Below are 15,957 nucleotides of genomic sequence, written 5' to 3'. Positions count from 1 at the left end.
ACCCTTATGCGTTTTTCTGAATCGAATAGTCCGTGATGCCAAGACTCTCGTAAGTCTTTTTGAGGGCTTCATCGTCGTCAGTGATCACGAGGAGTTTGTCGCCCGTGTTGAGTTTGGTTTTACCCTTGGGTACGCAATAGGCGTCATTCTTTTTGATAAGGGCTACCAGCGTGTTGTCCGGTAATATCAAGTCCATCAGCCGATCGCCCTTCGTGAGCATGGAGGGGATCACCTCGATTTCGGACATGGCGGTTTTGATCTCTTCGGGTAATTCCACGTTAAATACATTCTTGCGGGTTTCCGGGGTAGACAGTCCGAGTAGTTTAGCCATGAAACTGACGGTTGTCCCTTGCACTACTAACGACAGGATCGTGATAAAGAACACGACGTTGAATATCAGTGAAGCGTGCTGTACGTTCGCGATGAGGGGGTATGTGGCAAAAATGATAGGGACTGCTCCGCGCAATCCTACCCATGAAACATACACCCGTGCTTTGGTGGTCATCTTCCGGAAGGGGAGAAGGCAAAGGAAAACGCTAAGCGGGCGGGCCAGTATAATCATGAATATCCCGACTAAAATACCCAGCGAAGCGATAGGCAACAGTTCTGCCGGGTTCACGAGTAATCCCAGTGTGAGGAACATCACGATTTGGAACAGCCACGTGATACCGTCGAAGAATGTCGTAAGACTCTTTTTATGTATCATCTTCTTGTTGCCCACCACGAGTCCGGCGATATAAACGGCGAGATAACCGTTTCCTCTCAACAAGTCGGTGAAGGAGAAGATAAAGAATACAAAAGCCAACAAGAGAACAGGATAGAGTGATTGATTGATATTCAGTTTGTTGATGCTGTAAACTGCCAATCTTCCCAACAGGAATCCTGCCACGGCACCGATGCTCATTTGCATCACGAATTGTAACGCTGTATTCACGAGGCTACTTTCCCCGGATTGGATCATTTGAATCAATAGAATCGTCAACATGTACGCCATCGGATCATTACTACCACTCTCCAACTCCAGCATGGGACGCAGGTTTTCTTTTAGTCCCTGACGTTTCGACCGGAGTATCGAGAACACGGAAGCCGAATCCGTGGACGACATCACCGAAGCGAGTAAAAGCGATTCAATGAAAGTGAGGTTGATAAAACTGTCCCACAGGTTAGTGATATAATATATAAAATATCCCGTGAGCAGGGCGGTCAACATCACCCCGACGGTAGCAAGTATTATTCCTTGCCCCAGAACGGGTTTTATTTCCGAGGCACTGGTATCCATACCACCGGAGAACAGGATAATACTTAACGCGATAACACCGATGAATTGTGCTGTCTGGGGATTGTTGAATTCGATTCCCAATCCGTCTGTCCCGAAGAGCATACCGACTCCAAGAAAGAGCAACAACGCCGGGACGCCGAATCGGAAACCGGCTTTTCCGACAACAATACTAACGAATAATAAAATAGATCCAATAAGTAAGATGTTTCCAGCGTCTAAAGTCATAAGCGTTTCTTTTTATCAGTTTAATTTTGTGGGCTTCCGCCTCGTTTGGCGTAGTTCTTCTTTTTAACGAAAGAACGGTTACCGGGTTTGCCTCCCCGCCCTTTTGACGATCCGTGATTGAATGCTTTAGGGTTATACGCGGGTGCTTCTCCGAGGTTGGCGGGAATGGGAATTTTATAGACCTCTTCCCCTATAAATTGTTCTATACGATAGAACTTGCCCTGTTCCGCTTCGGAAACGAAAGTTAAAGCCACGCCCTCGGCATCAGCTCTCGCCGTACGCCCGATTCTGTGGATATAATCTTCCGGGTCATGCGGTACGTCAAAGTTGATAACCAATCCGATATCATCAATATCTATGCCACGTGACACGATATCCGTGGCAACGAGGATGTCTGTTTTATTGTTTTTGAAATTCATCATGACGGCTTCCCGCTCCGGTTGTTCAAGATCGGAGTGCATGGCGGCCACGTTGAATTTTTTACGTTTCAGGGTGAAAGCGAGGTCTTTTACTTTTTGTTTGGAAGAGGCGAAGATAAGTGTTTTGTGTAACACCGGTTTGTTGAACAATTCTTCGATGATCCCCATCTTCTGGTACTCGCGGCAAATGTAGGCGGCTTGCATGATCGCCTCGTTGGGTTTGGATACGGCAACGTTGATTTCCACGGGGTCCCGGAGGACGTTTTGTGCCAGTTGTCTGATTTTCGGTGGCATCGTCGCCGAGAAGAGAATGGTTTGTCGATCCTTGGGCAACTTGTTCACGATCTGCATGATGTCGTCGAAGAATCCCATGTCGAGCATCCGATCAGCCTCGTCCAGTATAAAATATTTTACCTGTGAGAGATCGACATCGCTGTGTTGCAGGTGGGCTATCAGACGCCCCGGTGTCGCGATAGCCACGTCCGCACCCATGCGCAACGCTTTTTTCTGTTGATCCCACAATGCCCCGTCACCGCCGCCGTACACCACTACGGTGGATACGGGAAGAAAATAAGAGAATCCCTCGAATTGCACGTCTATCTGTTGTGCCAGTTCCCGCGTGGGAGCCATGATTACGGCTTGTACCGCGTCGTTTTTCTTCTCGTCTTTCACCAGTCTGTTCAGAATGGGGAGGGTATAGGCGGCTGTTTTGCCGGTGCCTGTTTGCGCGCAGGCAATCAAGTCTTTTCCCTCCAGTATAACGGGTATAGTTAATTCTTGTATAGGTGTTGTTTCCTGAAAATTCATTGCATCCAATCCTTGCAATACTTCATCCTCTAGTTCCAGCTCGTCAAATCTCATCTTTTTTAACTCTTTCTATGTTTTAAAGTGCGCTCTCGTGTCCCTCGAGAGGCCGCGGCAATCCGGATATTTCCATGTCGCTTGTCACGTTTAACGTTTCCATCTTGTTGATGCAAAGTTAAGAAAAAAATTGTTTCTATTCCCATTCACTTGTCGAATCTTTCAATTCGGGAATAGAAGATGCTTTAAAGACAATGTTTTTTTTGCTGATACGGCGTTGCCGCTGATAATCCTGCAAGGCTTTCAGCGCGACTTTACCCAGTAGCACGATAGCTGCGAGATTGATGATCGTCATGATTGCCATAGCGAAGTCCGCCAAATTCCACACGAGATCGAGCGCGGCGATTGAACCGAACATCACCATGCCGCCCACGGCGATACGGTATACTTGCAGGTATTTCTTGTTCTTCGAGATAAAGAGCAGATTCGTTTCGCAATACGAATAATTGCCGACAATGGAACTGAACGCGAAAAGCAGTATGGCGATAGCGATAAATTGTCCGCCCGCGCTTCCGATTTGGTGTGTCAGTGCCATTTGCGTGAGTTGAATGCCTTTTATCGAGCCATCCAGCGGCACGTCCGAGAGCAGGATGATGAAAGCGGTACAACTGCATATAATCAACGTGTCGGTAAACACGCTCAATGCCTGTATCAATCCTTGCTTCGCCGGGTGGCTCACATCGGCGGTAGCGGCGGCATTCGGCGCGGAACCCATTCCTGCCTCGTTGGAAAATAATCCCCGCCGTATGCCTTGCATGACGATAACCCCAAGTCCGCCACCGGCGAATTGCTCGAAACCGAGAGCGTTGGAGAATATCATGCCGACCACGTGCGGCAATGTGCCGAGGTGCGTGAACAGGATGTACACGGCGAGTAGGATATACGCGATAGCCATAAGTGGAACGAGTATCCCGGAGATAACGGCGATACGGTGTATTCCCCCGAATATCACGAGGAAGGTGAGTGTGGTCAGTATTATCCCGAACCACATGCGGTTTACCCCGAATACTTCGTTAAAGGCGAAAGTCACCGTGTTCGCTTGCACGGAATTGAATACCAACCCGAACGTGATCGTGATGATGACGGCAAAGAGAATACCCATCCACCGTTTTTTCAGTCCCCGTTCCATGTAGAAAGCGGGACCGCCGATATACGTCCGCTCGCCTTTCGTCTTGTATATCTGTGCCAGTGTCGATTCGATAAAGGCGGAGGCAGAACCCACCAAAGCGATCAGCCACATCCAGAAAATAGCTCCGGGTCCCCCGAGCGCAAGAGCTGTTGCCACCCCGGCGAGGTTTCCCGTTCCTACCCGCGAAGCGGTTGCAATACAGAAAGCCTGAAAGGAAGAAACCGAGTTCTTGTGGCTACCGCCTGCGATGCCGTCACCGAGCAACCGGAACATCTCGCGGATATTCCGAAATTGCACGAATTTACTCTTGAACGTGAAATATAGCCCGATGATGATCAGTGCGGCAATTAATATGTACGTGTAGATAAAGTCATTTACCGATATAATCCAATTATTCAATGTTTCCATGAGTACCTTAGTTTTTATAAAATACGCTTTTTATACGTTAAAATTAGGGATTGGGTTGCCGGACAATTGAAAATTGAAAGTTGAAAATTGAAAATGATTTGTTCGCTTTCGGCGAGTACCCAATTAATTATTTGCGTTAGGGACTGTATTCCAGCTCCTCCTCTGTTTATAGAGGAGGTGGCTGCGAAGCAGACGGAGGAGTTTATGGATTCAGTGATTTCGTGATTTTAGATTGAATGATTCCAGCCGCACAAGCAACACTTCATTAATCACGGAATCGGCAATCACTGAATCACTAAATCGACAAACTCCCTCCCCCCTTCGGGGTATTGAGCCCGAAGCGGTCTCGAACTGGCTCTCGTTCGACAGACAACGAGCAAGCTCTCTGTCTGTTCTCTCTTACTCGCCAGTTTCCTTCTATAAACAGAGGGAGAGTTGAATTACAGTCTTACTTCGGTAATCATTTTCAATTTTCAACTTTCAATTTTCAATTTCTTGTACCCCGATTTTCCTGCCTTTTCGTTCTTCATCATGAATGCGTATTCCATTCGTTGACGAGTGTGACGGTTCTTGGAAGTATGTGTTATAAAGTTTTTAAAAAGTTATAAATATGCAATTTTAACAATCCATTGAATTGTTGTTAAATTTAATACATCCATGAATTGTAGATGTAATTGTTTGATAAAATGGCATGTGTATTGATAAGGAATGCTAATTGTTGTGCGAATATTTATTCAGAAAAAATGTATATATATGAGAAAAAGCAATTCACTAAACTAAACAACTAACGGGATGATTCACTTAGAAGGCATAAACAAAACGTATTACAACGGTGCGCCGTTGCACGTGCTGAAAGGCATAGACCTCGACATCGAGCGGGGGGAATTTGTATCAATCATGGGCTCGTCCGGCTCCGGCAAATCTACGTTACTCAACATTCTGGGGATTCTCGACAATTACGACACGGGAGCGTATTATCTGAACGAGGTATTGATCCGTGACTTGAGTGAAACGAGAGCGGCGGAATACCGTAACCGGATGATCGGTTTTATTTTCCAGTCTTTTAACTTGATCTCTTTCAAGAATGCCATGGAGAACGTGGCGCTTCCATTGTTCTACCAGAACGTGAGCCGTCGCAAGCGTAACGCGTTGGCGTTGGAATATCTTGACCGTCTTGGCTTGAAGGAGTGGGGGCACCACATGCCTAACGAGCTTTCCGGGGGGCAAAAACAGCGTGTGGCGATCGCGCGGGCGTTGATCTCGCAGCCTCGCATCATTCTTGCCGACGAACCCACGGGGGCATTGGACAGCAAGACGTCGGTCGAGGTGATGGACATATTGAAAGAGGTCAACGACACGGGTATGACGGTCATTGTCGTGACGCACGAGAGTGGTGTTGCCAACCGGACAAACAAGATTATCCGCCTTAAAGACGGCGTGATCGAGGCGGTGGAAGACAACCGTAACCACGACGTGTTGGTGTTCGGCAAAGAGGATCTCATGAAATAAACCGAACGACATGAAAATAAGATTTGACATTTGGTACGAGATTATCAGTACCGTCCGCAGGAACAAGCTGCGTACCTTCCTCACGGGCTTTTCCGTCGCGTGGGGAATATTTATGCTGATCGTGTTACTCGGCTCCGGCAACGGGCTGATGAATGGCTTTCAGAGTAACTTCGCCGATCGGGCGACAAATTCCATCAAGGTATACGGTTCCCGCACGAGCAAGACTTTCGAGGGGATGCAGAAAGGAAGGGTGATACAACTTGATAACACCGATATGCTGAACACGGAAACCAAGTTCCCCGCGCACGTGGGTGTGGCGGGGGCTATCCTCAAGATGAACAATCGTACGATCTCCAAGGGCGACGAGTACGTCGTGTGCAGTCTTGTCGGCGTGGAGCCCTCGTACGTGGAAATCGAGCCGTACCGGGTAGCGGAGAATAACGGCAGGTTTATTAATAAATTAGACCTCGACGAACGGCGCAAGGTGATCGTGATTCATCCGCGGACGGCGGAAACCCTGTTCAAGGGACGGAACGCCGTCGGGGAATACGTGAACGTGAACGGCATCGCTTACAAGGTCGTGGGAGTCTACGTGCAGAATAAGGAACGCAATGACCAAGACGCTTTTGTCCCTTTTACCACGGCGCAAAACGTTTATATCAAGGGTGACAAAATCGACCAGATTCTATTTACCACCAAGGGATTGGATACACGGGAGAAAGGCGATGCTTTCGAGCAGAGCTACAAGGAAGTACTTGCCGCGCACCACCGTTTCGACCCGACCGACCGTAGTGCTGTCTGGTTGTGGAACCGTTTCACGTTTTTCCTGCAATTCCTTGACGCGCAACAGATCATACAGATCGCAATCTGGGTGATCGGGATATTCACGTTGCTTTCCGGTGTGGTCGGGGTGAGCAATATCATGTTGATCACCGTCAAGGAACGCACGAAAGAATTTGGTATCCGCAAGGCTTTGGGTGCGTCCCCGGCGTCAATCCTGTGGCTGATAATCCTTGAGTCGATCATTATCACGACCTTCTTCGGGTATATCGGTATGGTCGGCGGTATCGCTCTCACGGAATGGGGAGCCCGCCTGTTTGACGCCCAAGCCGTGGCGGAGTCTACCGATTTCCTGCAATTCACCATATTTAAAGACCCCACCGTGGGATTGGGCACCGCCCTTTCGTTTATCGTGCTGCTCGTCATCGCGGGTACGCTGGCGGGATTCTTCCCGGCACGCAAGGCGGTACAAATTAAACCGATTGAAGCACTTAGAGCCGATTAACTATGAGAAATATAATAGACTTAGACCGTTGGGAAGAGATCATGATGACGATCACCCGCAACAAGACACGGAGCATACTGACGGCGTTCGGGGTATTCTGGGGGATATTCATGTTGATCGTTCTGATTGGCGGGGGAAACGGGATGCGGGTACTTATCGGGCGTTCGTTCAGCAGTTTTGCCACCAACTCCTGTTTTGTCAGTTCCCACCCGACAAGCGAGGCGTACAAGGGATTCCGCAAGGGACGTTACTGGAGCCTCAACGTGAAAGACGTCGATATCCTGCGCTCCAACATTCCGGAGATTGCTTACATCGTCCCGATGCTCTTCAGTCGTCGGGGGGATAATAATATATTGTATGAAGACAAGTTTTTTACCGGGGGTGTCAAGGGCGTGATGAAGGATTACGAGAATATTGAGCATCAATCTCTCGTGTACGGGCGTTTTCTCAATGACATCGATGTCAACGAGCAGCGTAAAGTTTGCGTGATCGGTATTCGTATTTACGAAACGCTGTTTGCCAAGGGAGAAGATCCCACGGGCAAGTATATCCGCGTGGACGGCGTGTATTACCAAGTGATTGGCGTGGTCGAAACGATCGACAGTGACATCAATATCGGTGGGAATGCCGAAGAAACCGTTATCCTGCCGTTCACGACCATGCAGAATACCTATCAGACGGGCAACTCGGTACACCTTATTGCCATGACGGGCAAGCCGGGCGTGAAGATTCAGACGATAGAGTCGGCGGCGGAACGCGTCGTCAAGCAGAACCACATGATTGCCCCGAATGATGCGCAGGCGGTACTCCTTATAAATGCGGAGAAGTTATACAAGTTGTACGAGAACCTGTTTATAGGTATCGACCTGTTGATATGGATTGTCGGCTTGGGAACCTTGTTGGCGGGAGTGATCGGGGTGAGCAACATCATGATGATCACCGTGCGCGAGCGTACCGGGGAGATTGGTGTGCGGCGTGCTATCGGCGCCCGTCCTTACGATATCATGGGGCAGGTTATCAGCGAGAGCATGGTGCTTACCGGACTGGCGGGTATGCTGGGTATTTCCCTTGCCGTCTACGTCCTCGAACTGATGAACGTCGGCGTGACTTCTGCCAAGGGCTATTATGCCGGTTTTGAAATCTCGTTCTGGACGGTTGTCGGTGCAACCTTCATCCTGTTATTGCTCGGCAGCCTCGCGGGACTGGCTCCCGCGTTTCGTGCCATGAATATAAAACCGATCGACGCGATTCGGGAAGAATGAAACAATTGAAAATGGAGAATTGAAAATTGAAAATGAACTTCTCCGTCGGCTTTGCCGACACCTCCTCTATAAACAGAGGAGGAGCTGGTGATAGTAACCGAAGACGGTGAGTAACTAAGCTCCCCCTCTGTTTATAGAGGGAAACTGGCGAGTAAGCGAGAGTAGCGGGGAAACTTGTTTCCACGTTACCGAGCGAGAGTCAGTTCGAGCGATAGCTCAATACGGCGAAGCCGGGAGGGAGTTTAAATCTAAAATCTAAAATTTAAAATCTAAAATATGAAAAAGCTCTTTAAAATCTTTGTGCTACTTTTGATTGTAGCTGTATTTATCGGGACGTTCGGGTTCCTGTACGTGAAGTCGCAACCTAAAAAGAAGGTGTACGAGATAGTCACTCCCGTTGTCACTGACGTGGAGAAAAACACGGTGGCGACGGGTAAGGTGGAGCCTCGTAACGAGGTATTGATCAAGCCGCAGATATCGGGTATCATCGCCGAGGTCTACAAGGAAGCGGGACAGCCGATTCGTGCCGGGGAAGTGATTGCCAAAGTGAAAGTAATCCCCGAAATGGGACAGTTGAGTGCCGCCGAGAGCCGCCTGCGTATTTCCGACATCAATTACAGGCAGGCGGTGCAGGAGTTCGAGCGCATGAAGACGCTGTACAAGGACGACCTGATCAGTAAAGAGGAGTTCGAGAAATGCGAGGTTGCCCTGTCGCAATCCAAGGAGGAGAAGGAAACCGCCGCCGATGCCCTTGATATCGTGCGTGACGGTATCTCCCGCAAGAGTGCCTCGGCGAGCAACACTATGATTCGTTCCACGATCGACGGGTTGATTCTCGACGTCCCCGTGAAAGTCGGTAATTCCGTGATCATGAGCAACACTTTCAACGACGGAACCACTATCGCTATCGTGGCGAACATGAGTGACTTGATCTTCAAGGGAAAGATTGATGAAACCGAGGTCGGACGCGTTCACGAGGGGATGCCTATCAAGCTCACGATCGGTGCCTTGCAGGATATGCAGTTTGACGCCTGTCTGGAGTACATATCCCCGCGCGCAAGGGAGGAAAACGGGGCTAACCTCTTCGAGATTAAAGCCGCTATCACCATACCCGATTCCGTTTACATACGTTCCGGGTACAGTGCCAACGCCGAGATCGTGTTGCAGCGGTCGCCGCGGGTGCTGACCGTGCCGGAAAGTTGCGTGGAATTCAAGGACGGTAAAAACTACGTTCATGTCCTTACCGGTACGCGTCCCGAGCAGGTATTCGAGCGTCGTCCCGTCACGCTGGGCATCAGCGACGGCATCAAGATAGAGGTAAAAGAGGGTATCACCGCCGACGATAAAGTGCGCGGCACCGAAAAAACGAACACACTATGATGATGAAAGCGAAATTTGTAATCGTGGCGATGCTGGTCAGCCTCGGGGCGGGGGCACAAGAAAAATGGACACTCCGCCAATGTGTCGAACACGCCCTTGACAACAATATCGAGATCAAACAACGGGAGATTGCCCTCGACCGTCAAGAGATAGAAGTTCATACCGCCAAATTCCGCCGCCTGCCGAACTTGGGGGCGAGGGCGGGACAGTCGTTCAGCTATGGGCGCGTGGCGTCCCCGCTGGATAACACCTATTTCGACCGTAACACCCGTAATACCAGTTTCGAGGCGGCAACCAGCGTGTCCCTTTTCTCCGGGATGCAGATCACTCACAATATAGCGTTGGCGAAACTCAACCTCGATGCCGCGATGGAAGACCTCAAAAAAGCGCGTGAAGATGTCAGTATGCAGGTCACATCCCTTTTCCTGCAAGTTCTTTTTGCGGAGGAAATCAGTAAGGTTGCCGCCGCGCAGTTAAAAGTGAGCGAGGCGCAGCACCACCGGATGAAACGCTTGCACGAGGTGGGCAAAGCTTCCACGTCTGTGTTCTATGAAACGAAATCCCGCTTGGCACAAGATCGGGTGACTGCCGTTCAAGCGGAGAACAATCGTAAACTCGCCTTGCTCGATCTTAGCCAGATACTGGAACTGTCTTCGCCGGAGCTGTTCGCTATTGTCGCTCCCGACATGGAGCCCACGTTCGAGTTGCTCACCCCGCCACAGGATATTTACGATATTGCCGTCGTGTCGAAACCTATCGTGCGTGCCGCCCAACATCGCGTGGCGGGAGCCGAACGGAGTATCCGTATTGCCCAAAGTGCCTTGTACCCGCAGTTGGAATTTGCCGCCGGGATTACCACGGGCTACTACACCGTGGCGAATTTCGACAGCCCCTCGTTCAGCAGCCAGTTCACCAACAACATGAACAAATCGTTCGGTTTTACGCTGACCATTCCTATTTTCAACCGTATGGAAACGCGTGACAAGGTAAAGAGTGCCCGTTTGCAGATGCAGAACCAATCGTTTATGCTCGATGCCGCCAAGAAAGCTCTGTTCAAGGAGATACAACAAGCCTATTATAGTGCCATTGCCGCCCAATCCACTTACCTCTCCAGTGCCACCGCCGTGGAAGCTGCCGAGGAATCCTATCGCCTCACGGAGCGGAAATACGAGGAAGGCAAGGCTACCGGGGTTGAATTTAACGAGGTCAAAACCCTTTTGCAAAAAGCCGTTTCCGATCGTATTCAAGCGAAGTACGACTATCTCTTCCGGTTGAAGATATTGGATTATTACAAGGGGATACCGATTGTCTTGGAATAAAAGAAGGTGTGTTTTTAACACACCTTCTTTACCACTATTTACTACTAACCCTAAAATTGGAACTACTTCGTGAGTCCACTTTTTTATAACCCATTTTTATTACTTAGTCACATTCAATAGATGCAGGAAATATAAAAAGGTTGCGTTGGGAGGAGAAAAAAAAGTATATTCGCGTTTGATTGTAAAAAATGAAGCGTTATGGCTTGTTGTAATAATAGACGTAAACCGGAATGGTTGAAAATTAAATTACCGATGGGACAGTTGTCCACGGGAGTTTTGAACATCGTGCGGGGACATAACTTGCACACGATTTGTACGAGCGGGATGTGCCCGAACCAAGGGGAATGCTGGGGAGCGGGTACTGCCACGTTCATGATCGGGGGCGACGTGTGTACGCGTTCGTGCAAATTCTGCAACGTGGCGACAGGGCGTCCGGCTCCGCTTGACCCGCGGGAACCGGAGAATATAGCCAACTCCGTGAAGTTGCTGGAATTGAAACATGCCGTGATAACCTCGGTGGATCGCGATGATCTCGAAGATTTGGGCGCGGGGCATTGGGTGCGGGTGATCGAAGCCGTGAAGAGGGAGAACCCGAACACGACGATGGAAGTTTTGATACCCGACTTTCAAGGACGGCGGGAACTGGTGCAACAGGTGATAGACGTCCGTCCGGAGGTAATATCCCATAATCTGGAAACCGTGCGGCGATTGTCGGATAGCGTGCGGAGCCGCGCGAAATATGATATCTCGCTGGAAGTGATCCGGCAGGTGAGCGAGTCGGGAATCGTGTCCAAGTCGGGTATTATGCTGGGACTGGGAGAGACGCGGGAGGAGATATTACAGACGATGGACGATTTGCGTGCCGCGGGATGCAAGGTGATGACCATCGGGCAATACCTCCAGCCGACATCCGCGAACTTGGAAGTGAAAGAGTACGTGACCCCGGAGACTTTCGAGGAGTACGGGCGTATCGGGCTGGAAAAGGGATTCCGCCACGTGGAGAGCGGTCCGTTGGTGCGGTCGAGCTATCACGCGGAGAAGCATGTAAAATGAGTTCATCAAGTTCATAAGGTTTATAAAGTTCATAAAGTTCATAAAGTCTATTAAGATACCATGAACTTTATGAACCTTATAAACTTTATAAACCTTATAAACTAAACATGAAAAAGACAAAGTTTCTTGACTTGGGTACGGCAAGTTACATGCCGGTATGGGAGAAGCAGGAAGAATTGCACGAGCGGGTGATTGCCGCGAAGTTGCGAGGGGAGGAAACGGAAAACTATTTGCTTTTCGTGGAGCATAACCACGTGTACACGCTTGGGAAAAGCGGAAACGAGGCGAATATGCTGATCGGCGCGATACAGTTGCAGGCGGCGCATGCCGAGTTCGTGAAGGTAAACCGGGGCGGCGACATCACGTATCACGGACCGGGACAATTGGTCGTGTACCCGATCGTGGACATGGCTAATTTCGGGGTGGGGGTGAAAGACTACGTGGAGCGTCTGGAAGAGGTCGTGATTCGTGTCATCGGGGAATACGGTATCTGCGGGGAACGGCTGGCGGGAGCCACGGGCGTGTGGATTGACACGGGTACGCCCCGTGCCCGTAAGATATGTGCCATCGGGATAAAGTGCTCCCGTTACGTGACCATGCACGGTTTCGCGCTAAACGTGAACACGGACTTGAACTATTTCAATTATATCAATCCTTGCGGTTTCGTTGACAAGGGGGTGACGTCCATTGCTAAAGAGCTGGGACACGACGTGCCGATGCAAGAGGTGAAAGACGCCGTGAAACGGTATTTCATGGAACTATTCGGGATGGAATTTGTTGATTCAGTGATTCAATGATTGCGGATCCCGTGATTCTTGTAATTATTCGTGTAACTCAATAGACAAAATAAAATACTATTGTTTTTATTGAAAATATCAATATATTTGTGTATAATTAAACGATCGTTTTTAGAGAGTTAACGTGCGGCTCCTCGGCGTGAAAAAGACAGTTATTCCCGGTTACAGCGGGCTACAATGTAATAATTATTATTAAATTGAAAACCATGAAAAGAACAGTAACGGCTATCACTATCACCCTGCTTGTCCTTCTTGCGGCATCCTGCGGGAAAGACAAAGTGCAGCCTGACTACAGTGTCACCCTCTCCGTCTCCATTGATAACGGCACGTCGCCTGCCGGGACGATCGCTATACCCGAGGGACACAAATTGCGCTACATCGTGGAAGCATGGGATGCGGAAACCCCGGCAAACCTCATCCTCCGCGAGGAGAAAATCGCCGATACGGGCGAGAACGTTGAGTTTGCCTTCCAGCTTCCCGGTACTAGTGACTACAAGGCGTTGCTATGGGCGGATTTCATTAAGGAGAACACCGGCACGAGCGTGGAGGTACACTGCGCTTCCCCCGGTGATGTCACTTTCAACCACTACGCCGACCTGTACTATAATACCTTGAATCTCCTTACCGCCGTAGCCATCCGGAAAGCGGGCACCGGTTACAAGGTGAACGACTCCGCCCGTGACGCCTTCTGTGCCAGCCTCGACATCAAGAAAGAGTATGGTGCGTGCCGCCGTACGGTCACCCTCACCCGACCTTTCGGGCGACTTTACGTTGCGAATAACGACATGGTGTCCGTCGCCGCCACATTTGCGTACAGCGTGCCGAGAGGCTTTAACGTTGCCACTGGTACCCCCGCCGCCGACCTCGTTGCGGTGAATCCCACCGTCGCTGCCCCCGCCACCGAGACGGGACTCCTGCTCGAGGACTATATCTTTGCCCCGCTGCGCCCGGCGCATATCGCACTCGGCGAGATTGTCATGACCCTTGCGGGCGGTGATTCCTTCACTGTCCCCGCCGATATTCCCGTCGAACGGGACCGGAACACCGCAGTCATTGGCAACATCCTTTACCTGGCCGGCACATTGCGCCCCGACGTCAATCTTTCCGTGTCCGTCACCGCTAAGGAATTTGACCTCTACATCCCCGACGTCAGTTTCCGTCGCATCTGTATCATGAAAGGTTATGCCGACAACGAGGGCTACATCATCAAGGAAAAAGCTGCGGTCGTCACCGAGCTTAACGTGGATTACCAGAACATTTGGACGTTGAAAGGGATCGAGTACTTTACCGGGTTAACGACATTGTGTTGTAACGGTAACCTGCTCGCGACGCTGGACTTGGCGGGACGCACGGGGTTAACGAGGCTGGAGTGTCACTTTAACCAGATACTGGCGCTGGACTTGACGGAATGTCCTGCGTTAACGAAATTGGCTTGTGGCAACAACCCGATCGCCAAACTGGACGTGGCTGGACGTGCGGCGTTAACGACATTGTATTGCAACAAAACCCGGATCGCAACGCTGGACTTGACGGGATGCACGGCGTTAACGATTCTGGATTGTAGCGAGGCCGGGATTGCGGCGCTCGATGCTTCCACCATGGCAGATCCGGCGGATTATGACCTCGTGTGTGGCAAGCAAACGGGAAGTGACGGGAACGACCAATCGCTTTCCCTGACCTTGCACCCCGACCAACGGGTGCGATGGGAAGAAATAGCTACCCGTTTCGAGAACAAGAACGTGAACGTGAATTACAAGAGCGATTGAATAACTAACTGACGCCCTTGTCTTGCTACGTAGAACGAGTATTTTAATTTTAATTTAATGATTTCCGATTCCGTGATTCATGTGGCATCGTTTGTGTAGCTAGAATTATTCAATCTAAAATTATAGAATTACAGAATCGACAAACTCCCTCCCGTCTCCGCCGTACTCTCTCTATAAACAGAGGGAGAGCTGGAATACAGTCCCGTCTTCAGCTAACTTTTCCAATCATAAATCAAGAAATCATAAATCTAAAATTCCTCAATCACTGAATCGGCAATCAATAAATCACTGAATTGATAGGATCACGGAATCGACAGGAGCATTAATTTCTTGAATTATTTGCAGGTTGTCGATTATTTCTTTATATTCGTGTTATGAAACGGATTTCGCGTTAAGAAGATTGTAAGGAAATGAAGAGAAATATTGAGGTTGAGGTTTGCACGTTTTCATTGGAATCGTGCATGAATGCCCAAACGGCAGGTGCTAACCGGGTAGAGTTATGTGCGGCGATGTATGACGGGGGGACGACACCGTCGGCTGGGATAATCCGTATGGCACGGAAACTGTTGTCCATAGAACTTTACGTGATGATTCGCCCGAGAGGCGGGGACTTTCTTTATTCCGGGCAAGAATTTGAGTTGATGAAAGAGGAGATACGGCACGTGAAGGAGAGCGGTGCGGACGGTGTCGTGCTGGGAATTTTGAAGGCTGACGGAACGGTGGACGTGGAACGTACCCGTGAACTGGTGGAGCTTGCCGCCCCGTTGAAAGTTACTTTCCACCGGGCGATAGACATGACGCGGGATTTGAACGAGGCTTTGGAAGACGTGATTCGGGCAGGATGTTATCGTGTGTTGACCTCGGGAGGGCGTAACACGGTGGCGGAAGGACTGGAGCAAATAAGAGTATTGACCAAACGGGCAGCCGGACGCGTACAGGTCATGGCGGGAAGCGGGGTGAACGCCGCGAATACACGTTCGTTACTGGACGCGGGGGTGGATGCCGTGCATTTGAGCGGCAAGAGCGGCAGGGATAGCCGGATGGTGTACCGTAACCCGGACGTGTCAATGGGTGGAGTACCGGGATTGCCGGAATACGAGCAGTATTACAGCGACGTGGAGAAGATAGAGGCGGTGGTGAAAGAAGCGAAAGATGATTTTAGATTTTAGATTTTAAATTGCAGGACGCCGGAAGCCCGTGTTAGAATTTAAAATGAGTGCGGCTCGCGCGCGGGTAATCGTAAATCCTTGAATCATTCAATCTAA

12 protein-coding genes are annotated in these 15,957 nt (G+C 49.9%); 9 read left to right on the top strand and 3 right to left on the bottom strand.

Annotation, left to right across the window (positions count from 1 at the left end; all coding sequences use genetic code 11):
* Positions 1–4 precede the first annotated feature (4 nt).
* The 3 genes from H8S64_RS07870 to H8S64_RS07860 form a co-directional block, all read right to left on the bottom strand.
* Positions 5–1,504, bottom strand: coding sequence for a potassium/proton antiporter (locus tag H8S64_RS07870; protein WP_186975647.1), 1,500 nt, complete (start codon positions 1,502–1,504; stop codon positions 5–7).
* Between the two features lie 20 nt (positions 1,505–1,524).
* Positions 1,525–2,784 carry a DEAD/DEAH box helicase gene (locus H8S64_RS07865; protein WP_186975646.1) on the bottom strand — a complete coding sequence of 420 codons (1,260 nt, stop codon included), beginning with the start codon at positions 2,782–2,784 and terminating at the stop codon, positions 1,525–1,527.
* Between the two features lie 136 nt (positions 2,785–2,920).
* Positions 2,921–4,321 (bottom strand): alanine/glycine:cation symporter family protein, encoded by a 1,401-nt coding sequence (locus tag H8S64_RS07860; RefSeq protein ID WP_186975645.1) that lies wholly within the window; start codon positions 4,319–4,321, stop codon positions 2,921–2,923.
* A gap of 792 nt (positions 4,322–5,113) precedes the next feature.
* Between H8S64_RS07860 and H8S64_RS07855 the strand changes: the two genes are divergently transcribed.
* The 9 genes from H8S64_RS07855 to H8S64_RS07815 all read left to right on the top strand — a co-directional run bounded on the left by H8S64_RS07855 (position 5,114) and on the right by H8S64_RS07815 (position 15,861).
* Positions 5,114–5,830: an ABC transporter ATP-binding protein gene (locus H8S64_RS07855; protein ID WP_186975644.1), complete on the top strand. Its 717-nt coding sequence runs from the start codon at positions 5,114–5,116 to the stop codon at positions 5,828–5,830.
* A 10-nt stretch (positions 5,831–5,840) separates the two neighbouring features.
* Entirely contained in the window at positions 5,841–7,115 is a 1,275-nt protein-coding gene (locus H8S64_RS07850) for an ABC transporter permease (RefSeq protein ID WP_186975643.1), read from the top strand.
* A gap of 2 nt (positions 7,116–7,117) precedes the next feature.
* Positions 7,118–8,377 (top strand): ABC transporter permease, encoded by a 1,260-nt coding sequence (locus H8S64_RS07845; protein ID WP_099292683.1) that lies wholly within the window; start codon positions 7,118–7,120, stop codon positions 8,375–8,377.
* A 276-nt stretch (positions 8,378–8,653) separates the two neighbouring features.
* Positions 8,654–9,757, top strand: coding sequence for an efflux RND transporter periplasmic adaptor subunit (locus tag H8S64_RS07840; RefSeq protein WP_186975642.1), 1,104 nt, complete (start codon positions 8,654–8,656; stop codon positions 9,755–9,757).
* Complete coding sequence (locus H8S64_RS07835) at positions 9,757–11,076, top strand: TolC family protein (protein ID WP_410025539.1); 1,320 nt, start codon at positions 9,757–9,759, stop codon at positions 11,074–11,076. Before H8S64_RS07840 ends, H8S64_RS07835 begins: the two co-directional genes overlap by 1 nt.
* A gap of 198 nt (positions 11,077–11,274) precedes the next feature.
* Positions 11,275–12,129 carry a lipoyl synthase gene (gene lipA, locus H8S64_RS07830; RefSeq protein ID WP_186975641.1) on the top strand — a complete coding sequence of 285 codons (855 nt, stop codon included), beginning with the start codon at positions 11,275–11,277 and terminating at the stop codon, positions 12,127–12,129.
* Between the two features lie 107 nt (positions 12,130–12,236).
* Positions 12,237–12,926, top strand: coding sequence for a lipoyl(octanoyl) transferase LipB (gene lipB, locus H8S64_RS07825; RefSeq protein ID WP_186975640.1), 690 nt, complete (start codon positions 12,237–12,239; stop codon positions 12,924–12,926).
* Between the two features lie 206 nt (positions 12,927–13,132).
* Positions 13,133–14,692 carry a DUF6562 domain-containing protein gene (locus tag H8S64_RS22760; protein ID WP_366482522.1) on the top strand — a complete coding sequence of 520 codons (1,560 nt, stop codon included), beginning with the start codon at positions 13,133–13,135 and terminating at the stop codon, positions 14,690–14,692.
* 410 nt (positions 14,693–15,102) lie between these two features.
* Positions 15,103–15,861, top strand: a complete 759-nt coding sequence (locus tag H8S64_RS07815; protein WP_186975638.1) for a copper homeostasis protein CutC — start codon at positions 15,103–15,105, stop codon at positions 15,859–15,861.
* Positions 15,862–15,957 lie beyond the last annotated feature (96 nt).

The organism is Butyricimonas hominis (assembly GCF_014287455.1).
Classification (GTDB): Bacteria; Bacteroidota; Bacteroidia; order Bacteroidales; family Marinifilaceae; genus Butyricimonas; species Butyricimonas muris.
Note: the sequence above shows the minus strand (reverse complement) of the source record. Positions and strands in the feature narration are given on the sequence as shown.

What these genes read in the sequence shown, in the direction of transcription:
- H8S64_RS07815 (WP_186975638.1), top strand. Translation starts at nt 15,103, where the DNA reads ATGAAGAGAAATATTGAGGTTGAGGTTTGCACGTTTTCATTGGAATCG.
- H8S64_RS07835 (WP_410025539.1), top strand. Translation starts at nt 9,757, where the DNA reads ATGATGAAAGCGAAATTTGTAATCGTGGCGATGCTGGTCAGCCTCGGG.
- H8S64_RS07845 (WP_099292683.1), top strand. Translation starts at nt 7,118, where the DNA reads ATGAGAAATATAATAGACTTAGACCGTTGGGAAGAGATCATGATGACG.
- H8S64_RS22760 (WP_366482522.1), top strand. Translation starts at nt 13,133, where the DNA reads ATGAAAAGAACAGTAACGGCTATCACTATCACCCTGCTTGTCCTTCTT.
- H8S64_RS07870 (WP_186975647.1), bottom strand. Translation starts at nt 1,504, where the DNA reads ATGACTTTAGACGCTGGAAACATCTTACTTATTGGATCTATTTTATTA.
- H8S64_RS07840 (WP_186975642.1), top strand. Translation starts at nt 8,654, where the DNA reads ATGAAAAAGCTCTTTAAAATCTTTGTGCTACTTTTGATTGTAGCTGTA.
- H8S64_RS07865 (WP_186975646.1), bottom strand. Translation starts at nt 2,784, where the DNA reads ATGAGATTTGACGAGCTGGAACTAGAGGATGAAGTATTGCAAGGATTG.
- H8S64_RS07855 (WP_186975644.1), top strand. Translation starts at nt 5,114, where the DNA reads ATGATTCACTTAGAAGGCATAAACAAAACGTATTACAACGGTGCGCCG.
- lipA (WP_186975641.1), top strand. Translation starts at nt 11,275, where the DNA reads ATGGCTTGTTGTAATAATAGACGTAAACCGGAATGGTTGAAAATTAAA.
- H8S64_RS07850 (WP_186975643.1), top strand. Translation starts at nt 5,841, where the DNA reads ATGAAAATAAGATTTGACATTTGGTACGAGATTATCAGTACCGTCCGC.
- lipB (WP_186975640.1), top strand. Translation starts at nt 12,237, where the DNA reads ATGAAAAAGACAAAGTTTCTTGACTTGGGTACGGCAAGTTACATGCCG.
- H8S64_RS07860 (WP_186975645.1), bottom strand. Translation starts at nt 4,321, where the DNA reads ATGGAAACATTGAATAATTGGATTATATCGGTAAATGACTTTATCTAC.